Below are 21,961 nucleotides of genomic sequence, written 5' to 3'. Positions count from 1 at the left end.
CCCGCTCCAGAATGCCAATGAGAAGTATTCTCATTACATAGCGCCGGCATGGTAGCAAAGCCGTTTATTTTTTGAAAGGCTTATGTCGCCTGCTGTCAGGGTGTTGCATGGATGACACGCAAGCGCCCGCAAGGTGGAATTTTTGACCGATTGCGCGGACTTTTGAGACGCACGGTCAATCGTCAGTGGAAAGAACTGCTATGTTGGCTGGCGCCCGGCGTTTGAGAGATGCCGGGCGGAAAGACGGGGGACGCTCCGGCGCGCGCGGTCAGCCACGCGCCAGCGGCTCGCCAGGTGCATGCGACGCGGACTCACAGGGGATCCGCGCCGCATGCCCCGGCTGGCTGCGGCAAGGCACCTGCGCCGGTGCAGCGGTACGCGTCACGACAACACCACCGAGGGCCATAGCCGGCGGCGGGTTCGCGATCCAGCGCTCTATTGCGCGTTTCGACGGACCACATCGACCGGCGGATGCGTACCCGTTGCACTGCGCGAGGCTTGCCAGCGCAGATCAGTTGCAAATGAGTGCGCGCGCGGGAGTGTCCCTTTTGTTTTTCTCGTTTTATCTCTTCACTTCGGGCGATGCCGTCGCCCGCGCGCGCGGGCCGTCACACCGCCCCATCGCGCTCAGGACCTGGCGCTGCCCGCCTCCCGGCACCATCCGCCGCGCCTGCGTCCACCGTTGATCTCCGGCTCCTGCACAGTTTCGCGCCACCAACGTTCGCCGCGCTGTGGCTCGCTCAGATCGAGACGCTCACCCATGCGTGGCGTCGCCAGCGCCACGCCACGCGCGGCCGCCAGTCCCATCACGCGTTCGAACGGCTCCTGCCAGCGGTGCAAGGCCAGGTCGAAAGTGCCGTTGTGGATCGGCACCATCCATCGCCCGCGCACGTCCAGATGCGCCTGCACCGTCTCCTCGGGCTGCATGTGCACGTACGGCCATTGCGGATCGTAGGCGCCCGTTTCCATCAACGTGACATCGAACGGCCCAAGCCGCTCGCCGATCAGGCTGAAGTGCTCCGAGTACCCGGTATCTCCGCTGAAGAAGACGCGCAGATCGTCGTCCGCAATCGCCCATGAGGCCCACAGCGTGCTGTTGCCGTCGAACAGACTGCGCCCCGAAAAATGCTGCGCGGGCGCGGCGGTGAAGGTGATGCCGTCGATCTGCGCGCTCTGCCACCAGTCGAGCTGCCGCACCTTGTTCGCGTCGATACCCCAATCGATCAGCCGGTCGCCCACGCCCAGCGGCGTGAGAAACACATCCGTGGTGGCGGCGAGCGTCAGCACGGTCTCGCGATCCAGATGGTCGTAGTGGTCGTGCGAAAGGATTACGCCACGCAGCGGCGGCAGGTCTTCGAGCGCAATCGGCGGCGCATGAAAACGCTTGGGGCCGAGTCGCTTGAACGGCGAGGCGCGTTCGCCGAACACCGGGTCGGTGATCCAGTACCCGCCACGCAGTTTGAGCAGCAGCGTGGAGTGACCCAGCCGATAAAGGCTGCGATCGGGCGCGGCGTCGAGATCCGCACGGCTCAATGCAGCGAGCGGCAGCGCGCTGGAAGGCACGGTGCCGCGCGGCTTGCGGAACAGCACGTTCCAGATGATGCCAAAACTCTTCACCAGACCTTCCTGCGGACGCGGCTGCACGTTGCGAAAGCGCTCGCCGTCATGCTGCGGCGAACCGCCCGACAAGGCGCGCGAGCGACGTGCCGCGGCAAAACCAAGAGTGCGACCGAGAAAATCAGGGATCGAAGCCATGAGCGCCTTCCGACGAAAAGTAGACTGTGTAGTGTAGTTTATCCTGGCTAAAAGTAAACTGCACGGTGTAAATCGGGTCTCATCGGGGCTTAATCTGGTCAGGCTAGTCTGCGTACGAGCGACATCGCACGAACCAATTCAGGAGGTTTCTTCGATCGGCGCGCTTCTTTGCCGTGCAGCACGGTGCAGCGCATCGACTACTCCGCAGTCCGAATAAATCACATCGCGATTGCTTAAATTCTCCCACTCCCATTCGCATCGACAGAAAATCGTTTTCATGCGTCATTCGTTGAACGAGACCAATCAATGCACAGTAGCGATTACCACTGCATTTCCCTGCAAATTATTAATTCGCATACCTTAATTTCAGGAAATAAGTGAAAGGCTAAAACATTGAATCTTGCACCGCGACATTTCTTCTTACTTGCTGCATTGCCGCACATTTTAGTTAGTGATCTGTCAGGGAATTCACCGAGTATTCCTCTCATGGATCGTGTGCGACTCTATGTCTCAGTGCCATTCCCTATGGAGACAGGCATGCAATCAGAAAAGCTCAAGAATGCAAAGGTCGCCGTTTTCCTGAATCGGTCGGCGTTGTGTCTGCTGCTGTTACCGGTTGCGTGCCTCTGTCTGGCACTCAATGCGTACTCAATACAGAACGCATTCCTTCTCAGCTTCGTACTCGCGACCTATTCGTGGTCATTCGCCGGCGTGCTGTATATCGTATCGGCGGCGTTCCACGTCCGCACGCGCGATCAACGCCCCGAACACGACGCCGGACTGCGCGAAGCGCACGGGCACTAAGCCCTGCGCTGTACGCTCTGGCAGCATGCTGGAGCGGGTCGATTCGACATCGGTTTGATGTTCGCAAACCAGGCCATGTGTTGATGGCCTGGTGATTGCGAATTCAAACTCAGTTGTCGGCGATCGCTTGCGTGGCCGGGCTTCAACGCGCGGTGCGACGTCTGGCCTTGCGCAGCGTCGTCACATCGTCTTGCACCAGGGCAGGCGCTTTCACCTGCCCCGCGCGTATGCGCGACAACACGCGCCTGGCGTTGTCGCTGCAGTCCATGTTGTCCGGCTTCGCGTCGATCTCCGCCAGCAGCGCGACGAGATGCGCCTTGCTCTGTGCAAGTCGCGCCTGCATGGCTTCGATTTCCTGCACCTTGCCGCGCAGCGTTTCGACCAGCGCCCCATGTCCCCACTGCGCCATGTCGAGTGGCAACAGCGTGCGAATCTCGTCCAGGCTGAAACCGGCCTGCTGTGCGGCCGCGATCAATTCGAGCACCAGCACGGCTTCCGGCGAATAGCTGCGGTAACCGTTCGGCTCGCGCTCGGCCTTCAGCAAACCGATGTCTTCGTAGAAGCGAATGCGCGAGGCGGCGAGGCCCGTACGCAGCGCCAATTCCCCTATTTTCATGTTCCCGACACTCCCGCCCGGAATGAATTGCGTCAACCGCGATGATGGCACATCGGCACTTTAAAGCGGCGTGGGCAAATTCAGCACTACCTGCGCATCCTTCACCACATCCAGTCGAACCATCGTCTTCACGCCCAGTCCATCGAGCAACTGGCTTAGCGGGCCGCCATTGCGCAACAGCGTCACATCGCGCGGAAAAAGACGTTGCGCGAACGATAGCGTATTGGTCTGCGCCGTCGCCTGATGCCACTTTCCATCGACGAGATTGATCATCGTGGCCGTGCTCATATGCGATTGCGGCGCGACTTCGCGCAGCACCGGCAGCGGCGCATTCAAGGTCAGATCCGGCGCACCATTTGGACCGGCAATATGCGCCCGCACATCGGAATCGATGCTCACATCGATTTGCGCACGCCACTTGGGTAACTGGTAACCGTACACACCGCGCACGCGCGCGATTTCCGTGCTGACGGGCAGCGCCAGCACATGCGCGAAGAAATGCCGACGCCGCATGGCATCGCGCAACTCCAACGCTTGCGCCCCGCGCGCGCCAGGCCTGCGGATCACCACGGCAACCGAGACTTCATCGTAGGGATCGTTATCGCACACGCCATAGGAAAAGAAGGTCAGCGCCACCAGCCCAAAACCGGGAAACGCACGCAGCGGTTCGAGCGGCATCGGCAATAGCGCCCGCAGCCGCGACATGGGGGCAAGAAAAAGCAGCTGGATCTGGCTGGTGCGATAGTAAAAATTCGGCGCCCAGGTGGGCCCGATTCTCGACGCCACCATCTGCTTCGGAATCCTTCTGAAAAAATCGATATTCCCGGCTGCGGGATCGCGCGCCACCTCATCCAGATCCGGATTCATCCGGAAGCGATCGTAGTATCCGCCCGCGGGCACTTCCACCGTGTACGGCCCGAATTCGACCTGCGCAAACAACCTGTCCATAGTCGCCAACCTCTGTCGATAGTTCAGGTCACCACTCTAAGGTTCAAGTCAACTTGAAGGTCAAGCGTTCGAATCGTCACTCTAGAGCGCCGCAGAAAAGCGGTTGACATTCAAGTTGGCTTTAACCTTAAAGTCGGAACACGATCTAACGAGGTGAACTCATGAACGTGTTCGACAAGCTGGCGCTACCCAACGGCTCGACCATCCAGAACCGCATTGCCAAGGCTGCGATGGAAGAAAACATGGCCGACGCCCATCACGCCCCTTCCGCGCAATTGATGCGTCTTTATCAGGCCTGGGCGGAAGGCGGCTCCGGCTTGCTCATCACCGGCAATGTGATGGTCGACAGCCGCGCAATGACGGGTCCAGGGGGCGTGGTGCTGGAAAACGACCAGCACCTGGACGCGTTCAAAAAATGGGCGCAAATCGGCCGCGCGAAAGGGGCGCAATTCTGGCTGCAGATCAATCATCCGGGTCGACAGATGCGCGCCAATCTCGGTCAGCCGACGTGGGCGCCTTCGGCGGTTCCGCTTGAGCTGGGCAAGATGTCGAAGCATTTCAACACGCCCCAGGCGATGACCGAAGCCGTCATCGACGACGTGATCCAGCGCTTCGCCCGCACGGCGCGCCTTGGAGAACTGGCGGGCTTCACGGGCGTGGAAATTCACGCCGCTCATGGCTATTTGCTGAGCCAGTTTCTTTCGCCGCTTACCAATCAGAGAACGGATCAATGGGGCGGCTCGCTGGAGAACCGTGCGCGACTATTGATGGAGATCGTCAAGGCGGTTCGTGCGGTGGTGTCGCCGCGCTTTGCGGTCGCCGTCAAACTCAATTCCGCCGATTTCCAGCGCGGCGGCTTCAGCGCCGACGACGCGCGGCAAGTGGTCGAACTGCTCAATGCACTGCCAGTCGATCTGGTCGAACTCTCGGGCGGCAGCTACGAAGCGCCTGCGATGCAGGGCGAGGCGCGCGATGGCCGCACGCTCGCTCGCGAAGCTTATTTCGCCGAATTCGCGCGCGAGATCCGCACGATCGCCAGCATGCCGGTGATGGTCACGGGCGGCATCCGCCGCCAGGCAGTTGCCGATCAGGTCATCGCAAGCGGCGTGGATATGGTGGGCATCGGCACGGCGCTCGCCATCGACCCCAATCTGCCGCGCGACTGGCGCGCCGGCAAAGACAGCGCACCGGCGCTTTTACCGATCACATGGAAAAACAAGCCAATGGCATCGCTCGCCAATATGGCCGCGGTGAAGTTCCAGTTGCGCAGATTGAGCCTTGGAAAAAGACCTGATCCCGATGTTTCGCCATTGCGCGCGCTGCTCCTGCAACAGCTTGGCGAAGTGCTGCGCACCCGCGAATACCGGCGCTGGATTACGCAAAGGACGATGGCGGCTTGATGACGGGCTTCTACCAGACTGTCCTCGTCGCGCAGGTTGCGCACACGTAGGAGCGACGCACGAACGAACGCGCGTTCGTCTATGACAACGGTACGAATACCGCCAGCAAGCCGCGCAACATAGGCTGCGCTATGATGAGGAGCCTCGCCGCCCAGTACCGCACTCAGCACAGCATATCGAAGCAAGCTGTAAGCCGCACATACGAACCTCATCCGGACATACGCAAGCCGAAACAGCATCAAGCCAATACGTCAGCCAATTGCAGGTAAAGGCAGACGAGTGGGTATCCAGTTCTTGTTCCAGTCACGCAAGCGATGAAACAACGTACATGGCCCAGATCCGCTACCGCCTGTTCACTACTGGCAACCGTCACGCTTGCTGGCTGCGCCGCGCGCGGCGCACCGTCCTTCGCGCTTTTCGGCGCGTACTTCCCCTTCTGGCTGACCAGCGCCATCGCGGGCGTAGTGGGTGCGTTGATCGCCCATCGCGTATTCGTCAAGACCGGCTGGGCCCACACGGTGCCGTACCAGTTATCCGTGTGCACCGCCATCGGCGTCATCGTCGGGGTGTTGGTCTGGCTGATGGGCACGGGGGCGCGCTGAGATGAAAATGGCTGGCGCGCCCGCCGCACCCGCCTGGAAAGGCCGCGCCATCGCGGCCGTGATCGTCGTGCTGGGCGCGGCGGCGCTCTGGTATGCCTACGACCGCTCCACGCGCTATCCCTCGACTGACGACGCCAGCATCGATGCCGATGTCGTGCACGTCGCCTCGCCGGTGGGCGGGCGCATCGTGCGGGTGCCGGTGGAAGAGAACGCGCACGTCGCGAAGGGCGACATCCTGTTCGAAATCGATCCCGTGCCGTACCGTCTGGCGGTCCAGCAGGCACAAGCCGAAGTCGAAGTCGCACGCGCGGCGCTGGCCACACGCAGACGCTCTGTGATAGGCGAAACGTCGAACGCCGCGCTCGCCGCCGATCAGACCCGGCGCGCCACGCACAACTACGACCTCGCCGCCCGCAGCGTCGAGCGCTTGCGCCCGCTTGCGGCGCAAGGCTACGTGTCTGCGCAGCAGTTCGATCAGGCGGTCGTCGCACAGCGCGACGCCAGCGTATCGCTGGAGCAGGCCAAAGTGCAGCAAAAGTCCTCGGCGCAAACCATCGGCGACGACGCCGACGCCATCGCCTCCCTGCACGCGCGCGAAGCGGCGCTGGCGCGCGCCCAGCACGCACTCGACGACACGATCGTGCGCGCACCGTTCGAAGGCTATGTCACGGGTCTTTCGATTCTCGCGGGCGAAACCGTCGCGCCGAATCAATCGATTTTCACGCTGATTCACGCGGGCGAATGGTTCGCCGTGGCGAACTTCCGCGAGACCGCGCTGGGCGCAATCGACCTTGGCGACTGCGCGACCGTGTACTCGATGATCGACCGCAGACAGGCGATGAGCGGCAAGGTCATCGGCATCGGCGCGGGCATCGCCGATACCGACCGCATCAATATCCCGCACAGCCTGCCCTATGTGCAGCAATCGGTGAACTGGGTGCGGGTTTCGCAGCGCTTTCCGGTGCGGGTGCGCATCGAGGCGCCGCCCGCGAAGCTGGTGCGGATCGGCGCGAGCGCAATCGTCGAGGTGCGCCATGGCCAGTCCTGCCGCTGAACTGCGCGCGGGAGAACGCGAAGGGTTGCGCGCCAGCCTGGCGGGCGACGTCAACGCGCCGCGACCGCGCGAGATCATCCGGCTGCTTGCGCCGTTTCCAGGGCGTGCATCGATCGTCACGCGTATCGCGCTGATCTGCGCGCTCACCGCGCTCGTCAACAGCGCGTATGGCACGCCCGAAGCCGCGACATCGGCTTATATCGTGTTCTTTCTGAATCGTCCGGACCGGGTCACGAGCGTCGTCATGTCGTGCGCGCTGTTCCTGCTCGTCACCGTGATCATCGGCATCGTGATGGTCTTCGCGATCTTCTCCATCGACGTGCCCGCGCTGCGGGTCGGCTATATGGCGCTGCTTTCGTTCGGATTACTATTCGTAACTTCCGCCAGCAAGCTGCGGCCGGTGGGGGCGATCGTCGCCATGATCGTCGGCTTCGGGCTGGATGAGCTCGGTCTGGCGCCCGTGGGCGAAGCGGCCACACGGGGCCTGTTGTATGCGTGGCTGTTCGTGTCGATCCCGATTGGTCTGGCAATCGTGATGAACCTGCTGATCGGGCCATCGCCGCGGCGCCTGGCGTGCGCGACGCTCGCGCGGCGTTTGAAGCTCGCTGCCGCCTGTCTGACCGATAACGCGGACGCCGCCGGGCGCGCCGCCTTCGAAGCCAGCCTGCGCGAAGGCGACCATCAGATCATGACGTGGCTGAAGCTCGCCACGCTCGAAGGCAGCCTGAAACCCGCCGACGCCGCCGCGCTGCGCCAGGCCACCGCGTCCACCACGGCGATCCTGATCGCCACCGACCTTGCCGCAAGCGAGCCCGCTGCGCAGTTGCCGCCCGCCAGCGCCGCGCCATTCGTCGATACCTTCATGCAAATGGCCGCGATGCTCGAAGCAGGCGGCTATCCCGTCGACATCACGGTCCCTGCCGCGGATGAAAAAGCACTCACGCCGCTGGCCGCCATCGTACTCGCGGATCTACGCGCAGCACTGGCACATTTCGCCATCGCGCCGGAAGCCCCTGCTCCAGCGCCCTCGCCCGCGCAAGAAAAGCCCGCGCGCAAAGGCTTTTTCGACGCCGATGCTTTCACCAACCCCGACCACGTCCGCTACGCCCTCAAGACGACGGCAGCGGCGATGTTCTGCTACCTGCTCTATCAGCAGCTGGATTGGCAGGGCATCCATACCTGCTTCATCACCTGCTATATGGTGTCGCTCGGCACTACGGCGGAAACCGTCGAGAAACTCACGCTGCGGATCGCGGGCTGTCTGATTGGCGCGGCACTGGGCACGGCCGCCATCGTGTTCGTCACGCCCATGCTGACCACCGCGTGGCAGTTGATGGCGCTCGTTTTCGCGGGCGCATGGCTGGCCGGATGGGTGGCGATGGGTTCGCCGCGCATCGCCTACGCGGGCATGCAGATCGCCTTCGCGTTCTTCCTCTGCGTGATCCAGGGCGCCGCGCCCGCGTTCGACCTGACGCTGGCGCGCGACCGCGCGATTGGCATTCTGATCGGCAATGTCGTGATCTATCTGGTGTTCACACGCGTCTGGCCAGTGAGCATCGCGGGAAGTATCGACGCGGCGCTGGCAAAGCTGGTCGCGCAATGGACGCGCATCGCCCATGCCACCGACGTCGCTACGCGCCGGACGTTGACCGCCACGGCGCTGGCCGATTACGGCGGGCTGCGCCAGAACCTCGGGCTGATTCATTACGAGCCTTCGTGGGTGCGCCCCGCGCCAGCCTGGATCGCCAGCCGGCGGCGCGCGCTCACCGCACTGGGCGCGCTGGAAGCGCCGCTGTTTCTGGCGGCCGGAAAGGCGGGCGCAGCGGGCGAGGCGCGACTGAAGGAGATAGCGCTGCAACTCGCGCCCGAAGGCGAGGCCACTCGACCCGCCCCGGCGACATCCCGAACCGATTCCGCCTCCGCCCCGGACATCGAAGCGCTGCTCAAACTCATCGCGCAACGCTACGACCGCATCGCGGCGAGCGCCACGCCCGCCCCGCACGAGGAGACGCCGCCCGATGCGCGCCCCTGACCCGACGCCGCGTTCGACCCCGCTGGCCGTCGCTCTAGCGCTGGCGTTCGCAGCAAGCGCGCTCGCCGGTTGCGCAACCTCTTCGCTCGATCTCGCGCCGCCCGCCGCCGACCGTCCCTGGCAGCCGCAAACCGATACCGCGGGCAACATCGTCCCAGGGCCGCCGCTGCATCTGGCCGATCACGCGACAAAGCACGACGCCTACACCCTGCCGCGCAGCGCAGCCTTATCGAGCATCGAACCCGCAGCGCCGCTCGACGTCAACCACGCGTACACGCTGCCCGAACTGATCGACATGGCAGAGTCGACCAATCCGTTCACGCGCATCGCCTGGAACGACGCCCGCAACGCAGCGCTTGCCGCTGGCATCGCCAGAACCGCCTATCTGCCGCAACTCACCGCGACGGCGATGGGCGGCTACACGGCAGCGAGCGGTTCGACCACGACGCTGCTCGGCACCACCTCCACGAGTACCGACATTCACGGCACGGTGTCGGTGCTCGCGCTGCAATGGCTGCTGTTCGACTTCGGCGGCCGTCGCGCGCGCGTCGATGCCGCGAACCAGCTATCGCTCGCGGCGAACATCGCCTTCACTGCCGTCCATCAGCAGGTGATCCACGATGTGAGCGTCGCGTACTACACGTACGAGGCCGCCTCGGCCCGTGCGCGCACCACGCAGCAGGCGCTCGACAACGCGGATGGCATCCTCGCCGCGGCACGCGCGCGTCTCAAGCAGGGCGTCGGCACCGTGGTCGAACTCGCCCAGGCCAACCAGAACCGTGCCCAGGCGAATCTCGCCAAAGTGCAGGCCGATGGCCTCGCGAGCGACAGCTATCTGAACCTCGTCGCGGCGCTCGGCATTTCGCCGCTATCGAAGCCGACGATTGCGGCGCTGCCGCCGCGCACGCTTTCGCCCACGATGCAGCGCCCGGTCGACGAGATCGTCTCGGACGCCATCGCGCGCCGCCCGGACGTGCAAAGCGCCTACGCGCTCGAACAGGCCAACCAGGCAAAGATTCGCGCGGCCGAAGCGGCATTCATGCCGAAGGTGTTTCTCTCCGCGTCGGCGGCCTACGGCACGGGCACGACAGCGATCACGGCGATCCCGCCAATTGGCGACCAGGCCGCCACGGTCAATCTGAACGGCAGCCGCCGCAGCGGCAGCATCTTTCTGGGCGTGACCATTCCGCTCTACGACGGCGGCCTGCGCTCCGCTGTGCTGATGCAGGCGCGCAACGACGCCGACAGCGCCACTGCAAAATCCACGCACACGCGCGATGAAGCCGTGCGCCAGATCGTCTCAGCACAGAATGCGCTCACGACCAGCCTCGCTTCGAACAGCGCGGCAAAAGCGCTGCTCGATGCGACGCAAACGACTTACGACGCGGCGTTCGCGGCCTATCGGCACGGCGTGGGTTCGATCACCGACGCGCTGCTCGCGCAGAACCAGTTGCTCGCCGCACAGAACGCCTACGCGGACAGCTACAGCGCCGCGCTGTCCGCCGCCGCGTCGCTTGCGCTCGCCACGGGCGAAATAGGCAGCGCCCCGCCGGGCGCAGACGCCGCCTGGCAGGGCGATTGAAGCGACACACGCAGGCTCAGGAGTGCCCGTAGATCGGCTCCAGACCCACCACATCGTTCTGATCATTGTCTGCCGTGCCGTGCACCACGCGCGCGCCCGCCGCCGAATGACCATTCGAGCCCGAACCATAAGCCGAGGCCGCCGCCTGGTTCTGCGCATCGACACGCGCCTGGGCGGCCTGCAGATTCTGCGGATATTGCGTGTAATCGGCGGCCGGGTTGTAACCCGCCTTTTCCAGTTGCACGAGTTCGGCACGCACCTGGGCGCGGGTCAGCGGTTCGTTCGATTGTGCGAACGACACGGCAGGAACGGCAACGGCAACAGCGACGAGCAGGGCTTGAACGAGTTTCATGGCTTTTCTCCAGCGAGTTGAGTAAGGGATTCAGCGGTCCAGTCATCGGTTTGATCGCTCTTGCGATGCAGTTGACTGGCTTGGATGTATTTGAACGCCCCGACGTATCCCGCTTGTGTCCGCTCACCGCCCCTTCTGCAAGCCTGCGTGTCTGTCTACGCCGCAGATACACGGCGATACAAAAAGCCTTCGTCGGCCTCGTCCGGTCGATCTCGCATAGATCGCGCCCTACATTTCAAATTCGTAATCCGCCGGTCAGCGTCCGGCAAAGCCTTCACCCGCAGACTGCGAACCTCCATACCGTCGCGCGCGCCGGCTGCACCAGCACCGGAATGCGCAACTTCACGCTCATACAGGTTCGTTATGTGGATTGTCCGGCTCGCCCTGCGCCGCCCGTATACCTTCGCCGTGCTCGCGATTCTCATCCTGATCGCGGGCCCGCTCGCGATCCTGCGCACACCGACCGATATCTTTCCCAACATCGATATCCCCGTCGTCAGCATCGTCTGGTCGTACAACGGCTTTTCAGCGCAGGACATGGCGCAGCGCATCACCTCGAACTACGAGCGCGCGCTGACCTCGGACGTCGACGATATCGAGCACATCGAATCGCAGTCGCTCAACGGTGTCTCGGTGATCAAGGTGTTTTTCCATCCGGGCGCCGATATCAACCGCGCGATCGCCCAGGCCGCCAGCAATTCGGCGTCGATCCTGCGCGTGTTGCCGCCGGGCACGTTGCCGCCGAACATCATCACGTACAACGCCTCGACCGTGCCGATCCTGCAACTGGGACTCTCAAGCGCAACGCTCGCCGAGCAGCAGTTGTACGACCTGGGCAACAGCTTTATCCGCACACAACTGGCCACCGTGCAGGGCGCATCGGTGCCGCTGCCGTTCGGCGGCAAGGTGCGGCAGATCATGGTCGATATCGATCCGCATGCGCTGCAGGCCAAAGGTCTCGCACCGCTCGACGTGGTCAACGCCATCAACGCACAAAACCTGATCCTGCCGGGCGGCACCGCGAAAATCGGCACGCGCGAATACAACGTGCAGATGAACGGCAGCACCGACAGCGTGGCCGCGCTCAACAACCTGCCCGTGAAAACCGTGAACGGCAGCGTGGTGTATGTGCGTGACGTGGCGCACGTGCGTGACGGCTACGCGCCGCAAACCAATATCGTGCGCAGCGACGGCAAGCGCGCGGCGCTGCTGACGGTCGAGAAGACCGGCAGCACGTCCACGCTGTCGATCATCAGCCAGGTCAAGTCGCTGTTGCCGCATATTGCGGCGGGTCTGCCCAAGGCGCTCACGATCACGCCACTGGGCGACCAGTCCGTGTTCGTGAAATCGGCCATCGGCGGAGTGGTGCGCGAGGCGCTGATCGCCGCCTGCCTCACCGCGCTGATGATCCTGCTGTTTCTCGGCAGTTGGCGCGCGACGCTGATCATTGCCGTGTCGATTCCGCTGGCCGTGCTCACGTCGATCCTCGCGCTCTCCGCACTCGGTCAGACCATCAACATCATGACGCTGGGCGGGCTTGCGCTCGCGGTCGGCATACTGGTTGACGACGCAACGGTCGCGATCGAGAACATCACCCATCATCTGGAAAACGGCGAACCGCTTTACGACGCGATTCTCAACGGTTCCGGCGAAATCGCCGTGCCCACCTTCGTCTCCACGCTGTCGATCTGCATCGTCTTCGCGCCGATGTTCCTGCTCACCGGCGTGGCGCACTATCTGTTCGTGCCGATGGCCGAAGCCGTGATCTTTGCGATGGGCGCGTCGTACTTCTTCTCGCGGACGCTGGTGCCCACGCTCGCGCTCTATCTGCTCAAGCCGCGCGCGCACAACAAGCGTCCCACGAATGCGCTGATTGCCCGCCTGCAAGCGTTGCAGAGCGCCTTCGAGGCGCGTTTCGAAGCGTTGCGCCTGATCTATCGCGCGGCGCTCGCACGCGCCATCGCGCAGCGCCGCCGCTTCGTGCCGGTATTTCTTGGCTGCTGCGTGGCGTCGCTCGCCCTTCTCGCTTTCACAGGCCGCGACTTTTTCCCCAGCGTCGATACCGGCGAAATCCGTCTGCATCTGCGTGCGCCCACCGGCACGCGCATCGAACAGACCGCGCGCCTCACCGATCAGGTCGAAGCCGCCATTCGCAAGACCATTCCGGCCAGCGAACAAGGCGCGATACTCGACAATATCGGCGTGCCGGTCAGCGGCATCAATCTCACCTACGATTCGTCGGACCCGGTGGGCGCGGGCGACGCCGACGTGATGGTCTCGCTCAAGCCCGGCCATCGCCCGACCGCTCAATACGTCAGCGAGTTGCGCACGCAGTTGCCCAAACAATTCCCCGGCGTCACCTTCGCTTTCCTGCCTGCCGATATCGTTAGCCAGATCCTCAACTTCGGCCTGCCCGCGCCGATCGATATCCAGATCGTTGGCAACAAGCTCGCCGCAAACCGCGTGGTCGCCGATGATCTGCTCGCGAAGCTGCGCCACGTGCGCGGTCTGGTCGACGCACGCATCCAGCAACCCGGCGACGCGCCCGCGATCAATATCGACGTCGATCGCACCAAGGCGATGCAGGCGGGGCTGCTGCAACGCGACGTCGCGCAGAACCTGCTGATCGCGCTGTCGGGTAGCTCGCAAACCACGCCCAACTTCTGGCTCGATCCGAAGAACGGCGTGAGCTATCCGCTGATGGTGATGATGCCGCAGTACGACGTGAATTCCCTGCAGGCGCTGGCGAATCTGCCGCTGACGGGTTCCAGCGCGGTCAGCACAGCCGCGGCGAAGAACGCGGCCAATGACGCGCCCGTGCAGAATCTGCTCGGCTCGCTCGCCACGTTCTCGCGCGCCACGCAGCAGGCCGTGGTCTCGCACTACAACGTGCAGCCGGTGCTCGATATCTTTGGCGCGGTGCAGGGGCGCGACCTGGGCGCAGTGGCAACCGACGTCGCCAAGGTCGTGGACAGCGAGAAAGCGAAGCTGCCGCCCGGCTCGTCGATCGTGATCCGCGGTCAAGTACAGGCGATGCACGAGGCTTTCTCCGGACTCCTGATGGGTCTCGCGTTCGCTATCGCGCTCGTTTATCTGCTGATGGTGGTGAACTTCCAGTCGTGGCTCGATCCTCTGGTGATTCTCAGCGGTCTGCCCGCATCGCTTGCGGGCATCGTGTGGATGCTGTTTGCCACCGACACCACGCTCAGCGTGCCCGCGCTCACTGGGACGATTCTTTGTATCGGCATTGCGACCGCCAACAGCATTCTGGTCGTCACCGCCGCGCGCGAACGGCTTGCGCAAGGCGCAACCCCCTTCGAGGCCGCTGAACAGGCGGGTTTCACGCGCTTTCGCCCCGTCATGATGACGGCGCTGGCGATGTTGATCGGCATGCTGCCGATGGCGCTGGGTCTGGGTGACGGCGGCGAACAGAACGCGCCGCTCGGGCGCGCCGTGATTGGCGGCCTCGCGTGCGGCACTGTTTCGACGCTGATGTTCGTGCCCGTGGTGTTCGCCATCGTGCATGGCTGGCTCGCGCGCCGCAAAGCGAAAAAAGCCGTGCAGGAAGCCGCGCTCGACCAGCCCGCCGACGCCGAACAGTAACGCCTCCCGATTTCGCGCATTTCATCTACCGATCATGACCGACCTCGACAAACAAACCGCGCCGCGCCGCAAGGCCGCTTTCGTGCTGGCCGCACTCGCGCTTACGCTGCTCGCCGCTGGTGTCGTGCCGCGCCTCCACGCCAGCCGCGCACTCGCCGCGCAAACCGCTTCGCAAAGCACGCTGACGGTTTCCGTGGTGCGCCCACAACCCGCGCCCGCAAGCCAGGATCTCGTGCTGCCAGGCGCAGCCACACCATTCGCGGACACCGCGATTTTCGCGCGCACCAGCGGCTACATCGCGCACTGGTACACCGACATCGGCACCCATGTGAAGGCCGGCCAGGTGCTCGCGGATATCGCCGCGCCCGATCTCGACGCCCAGTTGCGCGCCGCACGCGCCGACGAGGCTTCGGCACAAGCCGCCTATGCTTACGCAAAAACCACCGCGCAACGCTGGCAGACGATGCTCGCGAGCCAGTCCGTCGCGCAGCAGGACGCCGACGCGAAGCTCAGCGACATGCAGACCAGACAAGCCGCGCTCGCGGCAGCGCAGGCCAATGTCGCGCGTCTGGCCGAGCTGGTCTCGTATGAAAAAGTGACCGCGCCATTCGACGGCGTCATCACGGCGCGCGACGTGGACGTGGGCGCGCTCGTAACAGCGGGCGGCACGCCCGGTTCGCCTTCCGCCGCAAACGAACTGTTCCATCTTTCGCAGACGCAAACCTTGCGCGTATTCGTCGATGTGCCGCAAGACGATGCGGCCGACGTCACGCCCGCCACCGAGGCATGGTTGACAACGCAACAATATCCGGGTCGCCGCTTTAACGCGCGCGTGGCGCGCAGTGCGGGCGCGATCGATCCGACCAGCCGCACCTTGCGCGTGGAAATCGACGTCGACAATGCGGACGGCGCGTTGCTGCCCGGCGGCTATGTGCAGGCGCATCTCGCGCTCAAGAGCGCGACGCCTGCGCTCGACGTGCCGGTGACCACGTTGCTGTTCCGCTCCGAAGGCGTATCGGTCGCAACGGTCGATGCGACCGGCAAGGTCCTGCTCAAGCCCGTGCATCTGGGCCGCGACTTCGGCACGCATGTGGAAGTGACCTCGGGCCTCTCCACCACCGATCGCGTGATCGACAACCCCGGCGACAGCATCAGCAACGGCGAAACGGTGAGCATCGCCCAGCCCGCAAAGGCGGCGCAATCATGAGCACGCAACGTTTTCCTCTGCGTCTGGGTGTGCTCGCGATAGCGGTTGCGCTGGCAGCCTGTTCGACGACCGCGCCTTATCAGGCGCCTACGGTTGAAATTCCCGCGCATTATGCGGGCCAGTCGAATCCCGATGCTTCGAACACCGCCTGGCGAGTCGCCTCGCCCGCCGATGCCGCGCCACGCGGCGCATGGTGGACCGTCTTCGGCGACGCGGAACTGAACTCGCTGGAAACGCGCATTGACGTGTCGAACCAGAGCGTGCGCAAGGCGCTTGCCAATCTCGCCGAAGCGCGCGCCACCACCGACTATCAGCGCGCGGGCTTCCTGCCGACCATGACGGCAGGCGTCGCGCAGGATCGCTATCGCACCTCGGCGAACAAGCAGGGATCGTCGCTCGCGGGCAAGACCATTCCCGACTATTCGATGGGCGTGACGGCCACGTGGGAGCCGGATGTGTTCGGCCGTATCCGCGATGAAGTGACGAGCGCGAACGCCACCGCGCAGGCCAGCGCCGCCGATCTCGAAGCCGTACGTCTTTCGATGTCGGCACAGCTTGCAGTCGACTACTTCAGTCTGCGTTCGCTTGACGCGCAAAAGCAGTTGCTCGACGACAGCGTGCGCGCCTACACCCGCGCCCTGGCCATCGTGCAGGACCAGTTGCGCAATGGCGCGATCGACGCATCGGCGGTCGCTCAGGCGCAAACGCAACTGGACAGCACCCGCACCCAGGCACGCGATATCGACGTAAGCCGCGCGCAACTGCAGCATGCGATTGCCACGCTGATCGGCGAGCCCGCTTCGATCTTCTCTTTGCCGCCTGTGCAGAACGCACAGGGCGCAATGGCGGGCTTTGAGCTGCCAGTCATTCCGGCGGGCCTGCCCTCGCAACTGATCGAGCGCCGTCCCGACATCGCCGCCGCCGAGCGCCGCGTGGCCGCGGCCAACGCGCAGATCGGCGCGGCGCATGCAGCGTTCTTTCCCAATCTCGTGCTTAGCGCAACGGCCGGTCTGGAAAGCTCGATGTTCGCGCCCTGGCTGAGCGCGCCCAGCCTGTTCTGGTCGCTGGGGCCGCAACTGGTCGGCACGATCTTCGATGGCGGCAAGCGCAGCGCGACGCTGCATGCCGCCAGCGCGCACTACGACGGCACCGTCGCCGATTATCGACAAACCGTGCTCACCGCGTTCGAGCAGGTGGAGAACAATCTCTCCGCCCTCCAGGCGCTGGCCGACGAATCCACCACGCAGCAGCACGCCGCGCAGGCCGCGCAACAGGCTCTGCAGCTCACCACGAATCGCTTCAACGCAGGCGCGGTCAGCTATCTCGACGTCGTGACGTCGCAGACCATCGCGCTGACGAACCAGCGCGACGCAGTGGTGATCGAAGGCCGCAGAATGACCGCGTGCGTACGCCTGATTGAGGCGCTGGGCGGTACGTGGAATGGCAACGCGAGCTAGGCGCGTGGGAAGGTCAGAATGAAACGCGTGCTGCGCGCATCGCTCTCGGCGCGCACCTTGCCGCCGTGCAGTTCCATCACGGTGCGCACGATCGCCAGGCCCAAACCCGCCGACGCCCCTGGGCCGGTCGATTCAGGCCCGCGCGTGCGTGACGGATCGGCGCGATAGAAGCGCTCGAAAATACGTTCAAGATGTTCGGGTGGAATGGGCGTGCCGGGGTTTTCGACCACGACGTCCAGCGTTGCCTCGTGCGAGCGCGCCGCCAGCACAATCGTCCCGCCTGGCGGCGTATAGCGCAGCGCATTCGCCAGCAGATTGCTGAGTGCGCGACGGAACAGTTCGACATCGGCGCTCAAAGACGCGCTGCCTTGCACGCTGATCGCCAGACCGGCTTCGTCGGCGAGACCCTCGAAATATTCGGCGATACGTTCGAGTTCGTCGCGCACATCAAAGGCGCGTCGACGCATTTCGAAGCGCGGATGCTCGGCGCGCGCCAGAAAAATCACATTCTCGATCATGCGCGACAATCGTTCGCATTCCTCCAGATTGGAAGCCAGCACGGCCTGATATTCATCGTCGGAGCGCGGGCGCGCGAGCGCAATTTCAGTCGCGCCGCGCAGATTGCTCAAGGGCGTGCGCATATCGTGCGCGAGATCGGTGGTGAACTGACTGAGCCGCTGGAAACCGGCGTGCAAACGTTCGAGCATCGCGTTGAGCGATTCCACCAGCGTCGCCAGTTCGCTTGGGATATGTTTGACGCGGATCGGCCGGTCGAGCCGGTATGCCGTCACTTCGCGCGACTGGTCGGCAATCTGCCGCAACGGCCGCAACGCGAGCCGCACCAGCGCATAGCTGCCCAGCAGCACCACCAGCGTGCCGATACTGCCCGCCAGCCCCAACGTGTCGCGGTACGAATCGAGCAGGCTCAACGGGCCGCGCAGATCGCGCGCAATACCCACGCGAACGGTTTCGCCATTGCGCAGCGCGACGTCGAAGGCGATGCTGCGCACGGGCACACCCTGCGCGCTGCGCCATTCGCGGATCGCCGTATCGACGATGCGCGCATCGGGCGCGAGCACGAGCGCACCGGCGCGTGCGGCGGACAGATCGACATCATTGGCGGTAACGGCGTTGTTGGGCGGCGCGGGCGGTTCGTCGAAGGTCGCGCCTTCGTCGTGTGTTGCGACAGCCTGGCCGTGGGCATCGACAATGCGCAAGGCGAGCGCCTGATTGCCCAGCACGGCGCTGGACAGACGCAGCGCATGATCGCGTGCATCCTGGGTGGAAGCGAGCTCGGCGGCGAGACGACGCACGTGACGCGCGGCCAGCACGATGTCCTGATCGTCCTGCTTGCGCACCTGATGCGCGAGCGCCACGTAGAGATACCAGCCCACGCACGCAAACACCGCGAACGTGGTCGCGCTGAATACCAGCGCCAGCGTGAGCGCAAGCGAGCGGCGCGCCATCAGGGCGCGTCCTTTTCTTCCATCACGTAGCCCACGCCGCGCACCGTGTGGATCAGCTTGCTTTCATAGCCATCGTCGATCTTGGCGCGCAGACGGCGAATCGCGACTTCGACCACATTGGTGTCGCTGTCGAAATTCATGTCCCACACGAACGAGGCGATCTGCGTGCGGCTGAGCACTTCGCCCTGGCGGCGCGCGAGCAGTTGCAGCAGCGAGAATTCGCGCGGCGTGAGGTCGATGCGGGTTGCGCCGCGCTTGACGCGACGGCGGATCACGTCGATTTCCAGATCGGCGATACGCATCGTCTCGGCTTCGCGCGGCGGCCCGCGGCGCGCCAGCGTGCGCACGCGCGCGAGCAGTTCGACGAAAGCGAACGGTTTGACCAGATAGTCGTCGCCGCCCAGTTCGAGCCCTTGCACGCGGTCGGCAACATCGTCGCGCGCGGTGAGAAAGAGCACGGGCGTAGCGCGCGTGGCGCGCAAGCGCTTGAGCACCGACCAGCCGTCCAGCACCGGCAGCATCACGTCGAGCACGATCACGTCGTACTCCTCTTCCTGCGCGAGCAGCAGCCCTTGTGCGCCGTCGGTCGCAAGATCGACGCTGCAGCCCGATTCCTCGAGCCCTTTCTTGACGTAGGCCCCCGCCTTCGGCTCGTCTTCGATTACGAGGACTCGCATACGCATTCTCCCGCCTTCATGGTGGGACGATTTTACCCAAACCTGCGTAAAGCAAGGGGCCGCCGGATAACGCACGGTTAACCGGCGGATTACATTTTCGACATCTGGGGCGCGGCGCTCACTCAGTGGTGGAGATAAAGCGCGGTCAAGCCGGCTTTCTCCGAAGCGCTACCCGATTGCGAGTTTCCAGCCGTGGCGTTGCCATAACCACTGTTGCCCGAAGCCGAAGTCTTGACGACGCCATTCGCGGCGTGCACGTCCGACTGATGCTGCGTGCCGCTTTGTTGCGCCTGCACGCTCTGCGGGCTGACCTGCATATTCTGGATACGCTCGTTCTGCGCAAAAGCGATCATGGGAAACATCGTAGTACTGACGACAAGTGCAGCAAGCAGTCTGGCTTTCATGGTAACGCTCCTCAAATAAGGCAAAAAATCATTGAATTACGCGCCGATGGACATTCTCCCTGCGCGCCGCGACTTCTGAAGCATCGCGAAGTCAGGGGCATTGTGTGCGTCGCAGACTTAAGGGATTCTGAAACTGAAGGCAGATGACAAATTCGTAATCCGGCTGATATTCCGGCGTCACTTTGCGCCGAGCGATTCACCAGAAAGGTGCAAAAACGGCGATTCGCACCGTTGTTATACGAGAACAATTCTCATTTACTTATGCGAAATCAACGTGTAAGCTACGCTGCCGACGATGTAAGCAAACCACGAAGCCAACCGCACACCAATCTGCGTCACGCCGTATGACCGCCCTTCCGCCCTCCGCCCCACTCGAGATCGACGCGCTCTACCGCGCGCATCACGGCTGGCTGCACGGGTGGCTGCGCCGCAAGCTCGGCTGCGCGCACCGCGCCAGCGATCTTGCGCACGACACCTTCATGCGCCTGCTCGCGCGCGAGGAACCGGTCGAAGCGCGCGAACCGCGTGCGCTGCTCACTACCGTCGCCCAGCGCGTGCTTTACAACCACTGGCGGCGCGAGCAGGTCGAACGTGCGTATCTGGAAGCGCTGGCCCACGCACCCGAGGCCCTCGCGCCCTCGCCGGAAGACCAGGCGGTGCTGCTCGAAACGCTCTGCGAAATCGACCGCCTGCTCGACGGCCTGCCCGTTATCGTCAAGCGCGCGTTTCTGCTTGCGCAGCTCGACGGCGCGACGCACACCGAGATCGCGGCGACGCTCGGCATCTCGCTCGCCACCGTCAAGCGCCATCTGGTGAAAGCTGCGGCGCAGTGCTTTTTCGCACTGTGAGCGGCACGCCGATGTCAGCCACCCCGCGCGATATTGCGCCCGAAATCGCCCATCGCGCCGTCGAGTGGTGGCTCGATCTGGGCAGCGGCGCGATCACGCCAGCGCAGCGCGCCGCGCTCGATGCGTGGCGCGCGGAACACGCCGACCATGAGCGCGCCTGGCAGCACATCCAGACCGTCTCGCAGCGCTTTCAATCGCTGGGCCAGGCGCCATCGGCTCACGCCGCGCGCGCGGCGCTCACACGCGGCGTTTCGCGAAGCCGGCGCTCGACCGTCAAGGCGCTCGCCGCGCTCTTCTTCGTGGGCGGCGCGACGTGGAGCGCGCGGCATCGTTCCGCGTGGCCCGGCTGGACCGCCGATATGCACACCACCACCGGCGAAATCCGCACCTACGCGCTGGAGGACGGCACGGCGTTGACGCTCAACACATCGTCGTCGGTCGATCTGCGTTTTACGGCGCACGAGCGCCGTATCGTGCTCCGCCGCGGCGAGATCATGGTGGTCACGGGCCATCGTGACGGTGCGAACCTGCGTCCGTTCGTCGTGCAGACGGCGCAAGGTACGGCCACGCCGCTCGGCACGCATTTTTCCGTGCGCGAGCGGCAGGACGATACCCAACTGGCCGTGTTCGAAGGCGCCGTGCGCATCGTGCCCGACGACGCGCCTTTGGCCGCACGCACGCTACGGGCGGGTGAATCCGCACGCTTCACCCGTCAGGCGATACGCGGAATCGAATCAATCGAGAACGAAGCCGCGGCCTGGACTCAGGGCATGCTCGTCGCCAACGACATGCGGCTAGGCGATTTTCTGGTCGAGCTTGCGCGCTACCGCGAAGGCGTCGTGCGCTGCGATCCGCGCGCGGCGTCCTTGCGCGTATCCGGCACCTATCTGCTCGCCGATACCGACCGCGTGCTCGATACGCTCTCGCACGCGCTGCCATTGCGCGTGGACTATCTGACGCGCTACTGGGTGACGGTGAGCCCGGCGCGCACCTGAAATAAAAATATTTTCGAAAACCTGAGCTGTTTTCGATTCTCGCGGGACAAGCCAGATGAAAGCACTTTTATCTGACTCATTCCAGCCTTCGATTCCATGTCATCACCTCTTCAGGCTTTGCGCCGACGCCATCACTGGATCGGCGCGGCAGTCCTCACG

General features: G+C 64.1%; 19 protein-coding genes. 11 read left to right on the top strand and 8 right to left on the bottom strand.

Annotated elements, in window-relative coordinates; all coding sequences use genetic code 11:
* Positions 1-627: 627 nt before the first annotated feature.
* Together F3J17_RS06315 and F3J17_RS06310 are read right to left on the bottom strand one after the other, a co-directional pair.
* Entirely contained in the window at positions 628-1,755 is a 1,128-nt protein-coding gene (locus F3J17_RS06315) for an MBL fold metallo-hydrolase (RefSeq protein ID WP_167054992.1), read from the bottom strand.
* A gap of 138 nt (positions 1,756-1,893) precedes the next feature.
* Positions 1,894-2,034 carry a hypothetical protein gene (locus F3J17_RS06310; protein ID WP_167054990.1) on the bottom strand — a complete coding sequence of 47 codons (141 nt, stop codon included), beginning with the start codon at positions 2,032-2,034 and terminating at the stop codon, positions 1,894-1,896.
* Positions 2,035-2,292: 258 nt separating this feature from the next.
* On the opposite strand from F3J17_RS06310, the gene F3J17_RS06305 reads away from it, so the two are divergent.
* Positions 2,293-2,559: a hypothetical protein gene (locus F3J17_RS06305; RefSeq protein WP_167054988.1), complete on the top strand. Its 267-nt coding sequence runs from the start codon at positions 2,293-2,295 to the stop codon at positions 2,557-2,559.
* 142 nt (positions 2,560-2,701) lie between these two features.
* Here F3J17_RS06305 and F3J17_RS06300 read toward each other — a convergent pair whose 3' ends face one another.
* Both F3J17_RS06300 and F3J17_RS06295 read right to left on the bottom strand, forming a co-directional pair.
* Entirely contained in the window at positions 2,702-3,175 is a 474-nt protein-coding gene (locus F3J17_RS06300) for a MerR family transcriptional regulator (RefSeq protein WP_167054986.1), read from the bottom strand.
* Between the two features lie 60 nt (positions 3,176-3,235).
* On the bottom strand, positions 3,236-4,123 hold the full coding sequence (locus F3J17_RS06295) for an acetoacetate decarboxylase family protein (protein WP_167054983.1): 888 nt from the start codon (positions 4,121-4,123) through the stop codon (positions 3,236-3,238).
* Between the two features lie 161 nt (positions 4,124-4,284).
* On the opposite strand from F3J17_RS06295, the gene F3J17_RS06290 reads away from it, so the two are divergent.
* The 5 genes from F3J17_RS06290 to F3J17_RS06270 all read left to right on the top strand — a co-directional run bounded on the left by F3J17_RS06290 (position 4,285) and on the right by F3J17_RS06270 (position 10,793).
* Positions 4,285-5,523, top strand: coding sequence for an NADH:flavin oxidoreductase/NADH oxidase family protein (locus F3J17_RS06290; protein WP_167054981.1), 1,239 nt, complete (start codon positions 4,285-4,287; stop codon positions 5,521-5,523).
* 314 nt (positions 5,524-5,837) lie between these two features.
* A complete protein-coding gene (locus F3J17_RS06285; protein ID WP_167054980.1) occupies positions 5,838-6,125 on the top strand; it encodes a YtcA family lipoprotein in 288 nt (95 codons plus the stop codon).
* Position 6,126: 1 nt separating this feature from the next.
* A complete protein-coding gene (gene mdtN, locus F3J17_RS06280) occupies positions 6,127-7,179 on the top strand; it encodes a multidrug transporter subunit MdtN (protein WP_167054978.1) in 1,053 nt (350 codons plus the stop codon).
* On the top strand, positions 7,160-9,211 hold the full coding sequence (locus F3J17_RS06275) for an FUSC family protein (RefSeq protein WP_167054976.1): 2,052 nt from the start codon (positions 7,160-7,162) through the stop codon (positions 9,209-9,211). Before mdtN ends, F3J17_RS06275 begins: the two co-directional genes overlap by 20 nt.
* Entirely contained in the window at positions 9,198-10,793 is a 1,596-nt protein-coding gene (locus F3J17_RS06270; protein ID WP_167054974.1) for a TolC family protein, read from the top strand. Before F3J17_RS06275 ends, F3J17_RS06270 begins: the two co-directional genes overlap by 14 nt.
* A 16-nt stretch (positions 10,794-10,809) precedes the next feature.
* Here the strand turns inward: F3J17_RS06270 and F3J17_RS06265 are convergent, their stop codons facing one another.
* Positions 10,810-11,145, bottom strand: coding sequence for a DUF4148 domain-containing protein (locus tag F3J17_RS06265; RefSeq protein ID WP_167054971.1), 336 nt, complete (start codon positions 11,143-11,145; stop codon positions 10,810-10,812).
* A gap of 363 nt (positions 11,146-11,508) precedes the next feature.
* Here F3J17_RS06265 and F3J17_RS06260 point away from each other — a divergent pair, with 363 nt between their 5' ends.
* From F3J17_RS06260 to F3J17_RS06250, 3 genes are read left to right on the top strand one after another with little or no spacing between them, the layout of a single operon-like run.
* Positions 11,509-14,748, top strand: a complete 3,240-nt coding sequence (locus tag F3J17_RS06260) for an efflux RND transporter permease subunit (RefSeq protein WP_167054969.1) — start codon at positions 11,509-11,511, stop codon at positions 14,746-14,748.
* 34 nt (positions 14,749-14,782) lie between these two features.
* A complete protein-coding gene (locus tag F3J17_RS06255; protein WP_167054967.1) occupies positions 14,783-15,955 on the top strand; it encodes an efflux RND transporter periplasmic adaptor subunit in 1,173 nt (390 codons plus the stop codon).
* Complete coding sequence (locus F3J17_RS06250) at positions 15,952-17,412, top strand: efflux transporter outer membrane subunit (RefSeq protein WP_167054965.1); 1,461 nt, start codon at positions 15,952-15,954, stop codon at positions 17,410-17,412. Before F3J17_RS06255 ends, F3J17_RS06250 begins: the two co-directional genes overlap by 4 nt.
* Here F3J17_RS06250 and F3J17_RS06245 read toward each other — a convergent pair.
* The 3 genes from F3J17_RS06245 to F3J17_RS06235 all read right to left on the bottom strand — a co-directional run bounded on the left by F3J17_RS06245 (position 17,409) and on the right by F3J17_RS06235 (position 19,959).
* Positions 17,409-18,878, bottom strand: a complete 1,470-nt coding sequence (locus tag F3J17_RS06245) for a heavy metal sensor histidine kinase (protein ID WP_167054963.1) — start codon at positions 18,876-18,878, stop codon at positions 17,409-17,411. The genes F3J17_RS06250 and F3J17_RS06245 overlap by 4 nt on opposite strands.
* Positions 18,878-19,555 carry a heavy metal response regulator transcription factor gene (locus tag F3J17_RS06240; RefSeq protein WP_167054961.1) on the bottom strand — a complete coding sequence of 226 codons (678 nt, stop codon included), beginning with the start codon at positions 19,553-19,555 and terminating at the stop codon, positions 18,878-18,880. Before F3J17_RS06240 ends, F3J17_RS06245 begins: the two co-directional genes overlap by 1 nt.
* 122 nt (positions 19,556-19,677) lie before the next feature.
* Positions 19,678-19,959, bottom strand: coding sequence for a hypothetical protein (locus F3J17_RS06235; RefSeq protein WP_167054959.1), 282 nt, complete (start codon positions 19,957-19,959; stop codon positions 19,678-19,680).
* 344 nt (positions 19,960-20,303) lie between these two features.
* Between F3J17_RS06235 and F3J17_RS06230 the strand changes: the two genes are divergently transcribed.
* Positions 20,304-20,807 carry a sigma-70 family RNA polymerase sigma factor gene (locus F3J17_RS06230; RefSeq protein WP_167054957.1) on the top strand — a complete coding sequence of 168 codons (504 nt, stop codon included), beginning with the start codon at positions 20,304-20,306 and terminating at the stop codon, positions 20,805-20,807.
* 11 nt (positions 20,808-20,818) lie between these two features.
* Positions 20,819-21,802: a FecR domain-containing protein gene (locus F3J17_RS06225; RefSeq protein WP_167054955.1), complete on the top strand. Its 984-nt coding sequence runs from the start codon at positions 20,819-20,821 to the stop codon at positions 21,800-21,802.
* Positions 21,803-21,961: the final 159 nt, after the last annotated feature.

Source organism: Burkholderia sp. Ax-1719 (assembly GCF_011753055.1).
GTDB lineage: Bacteria > Pseudomonadota > Gammaproteobacteria > Burkholderiales > Burkholderiaceae > Paraburkholderia.
This window is presented reverse-complemented; position numbering and strand designations above follow the sequence as displayed.

Coding starts and splice junctions, on each gene's coding strand:
- F3J17_RS06295 (WP_167054983.1), bottom strand. CDS start 4,123: ATGGACAGGTTGTTTGCGCAGGTCGAATTCGGGCCGTACACGGTGGAA.
- F3J17_RS06245 (WP_167054963.1), bottom strand. CDS start 18,878: ATGGCGCGCCGCTCGCTTGCGCTCACGCTGGCGCTGGTATTCAGCGCG.
- F3J17_RS06235 (WP_167054959.1), bottom strand. CDS start 19,959: ATGAAAGCCAGACTGCTTGCTGCACTTGTCGTCAGTACTACGATGTTT.
- F3J17_RS06260 (WP_167054969.1), top strand. CDS start 11,509: ATGTGGATTGTCCGGCTCGCCCTGCGCCGCCCGTATACCTTCGCCGTG.
- F3J17_RS06315 (WP_167054992.1), bottom strand. CDS start 1,755: ATGGCTTCGATCCCTGATTTTCTCGGTCGCACTCTTGGTTTTGCCGCG.
- F3J17_RS06240 (WP_167054961.1), bottom strand. CDS start 19,555: ATGCGAGTCCTCGTAATCGAAGACGAGCCGAAGGCGGGGGCCTACGTC.
- F3J17_RS06300 (WP_167054986.1), bottom strand. CDS start 3,175: ATGAAAATAGGGGAATTGGCGCTGCGTACGGGCCTCGCCGCCTCGCGC.
- F3J17_RS06305 (WP_167054988.1), top strand. CDS start 2,293: ATGCAATCAGAAAAGCTCAAGAATGCAAAGGTCGCCGTTTTCCTGAAT.
- F3J17_RS06310 (WP_167054990.1), bottom strand. CDS start 2,034: ATGAAAACGATTTTCTGTCGATGCGAATGGGAGTGGGAGAATTTAAGC.
- F3J17_RS06285 (WP_167054980.1), top strand. CDS start 5,838: ATGAAACAACGTACATGGCCCAGATCCGCTACCGCCTGTTCACTACTG.
- mdtN (WP_167054978.1), top strand. CDS start 6,127: ATGAAAATGGCTGGCGCGCCCGCCGCACCCGCCTGGAAAGGCCGCGCC.
- F3J17_RS06225 (WP_167054955.1), top strand. CDS start 20,819: ATGTCAGCCACCCCGCGCGATATTGCGCCCGAAATCGCCCATCGCGCC.
- F3J17_RS06255 (WP_167054967.1), top strand. CDS start 14,783: ATGACCGACCTCGACAAACAAACCGCGCCGCGCCGCAAGGCCGCTTTC.
- F3J17_RS06275 (WP_167054976.1), top strand. CDS start 7,160: ATGGCCAGTCCTGCCGCTGAACTGCGCGCGGGAGAACGCGAAGGGTTG.
- F3J17_RS06250 (WP_167054965.1), top strand. CDS start 15,952: ATGAGCACGCAACGTTTTCCTCTGCGTCTGGGTGTGCTCGCGATAGCG.
- F3J17_RS06290 (WP_167054981.1), top strand. CDS start 4,285: ATGAACGTGTTCGACAAGCTGGCGCTACCCAACGGCTCGACCATCCAG.
- F3J17_RS06270 (WP_167054974.1), top strand. CDS start 9,198: ATGCGCGCCCCTGACCCGACGCCGCGTTCGACCCCGCTGGCCGTCGCT.
- F3J17_RS06265 (WP_167054971.1), bottom strand. CDS start 11,145: ATGAAACTCGTTCAAGCCCTGCTCGTCGCTGTTGCCGTTGCCGTTCCT.
- F3J17_RS06230 (WP_167054957.1), top strand. CDS start 20,304: ATGACCGCCCTTCCGCCCTCCGCCCCACTCGAGATCGACGCGCTCTAC.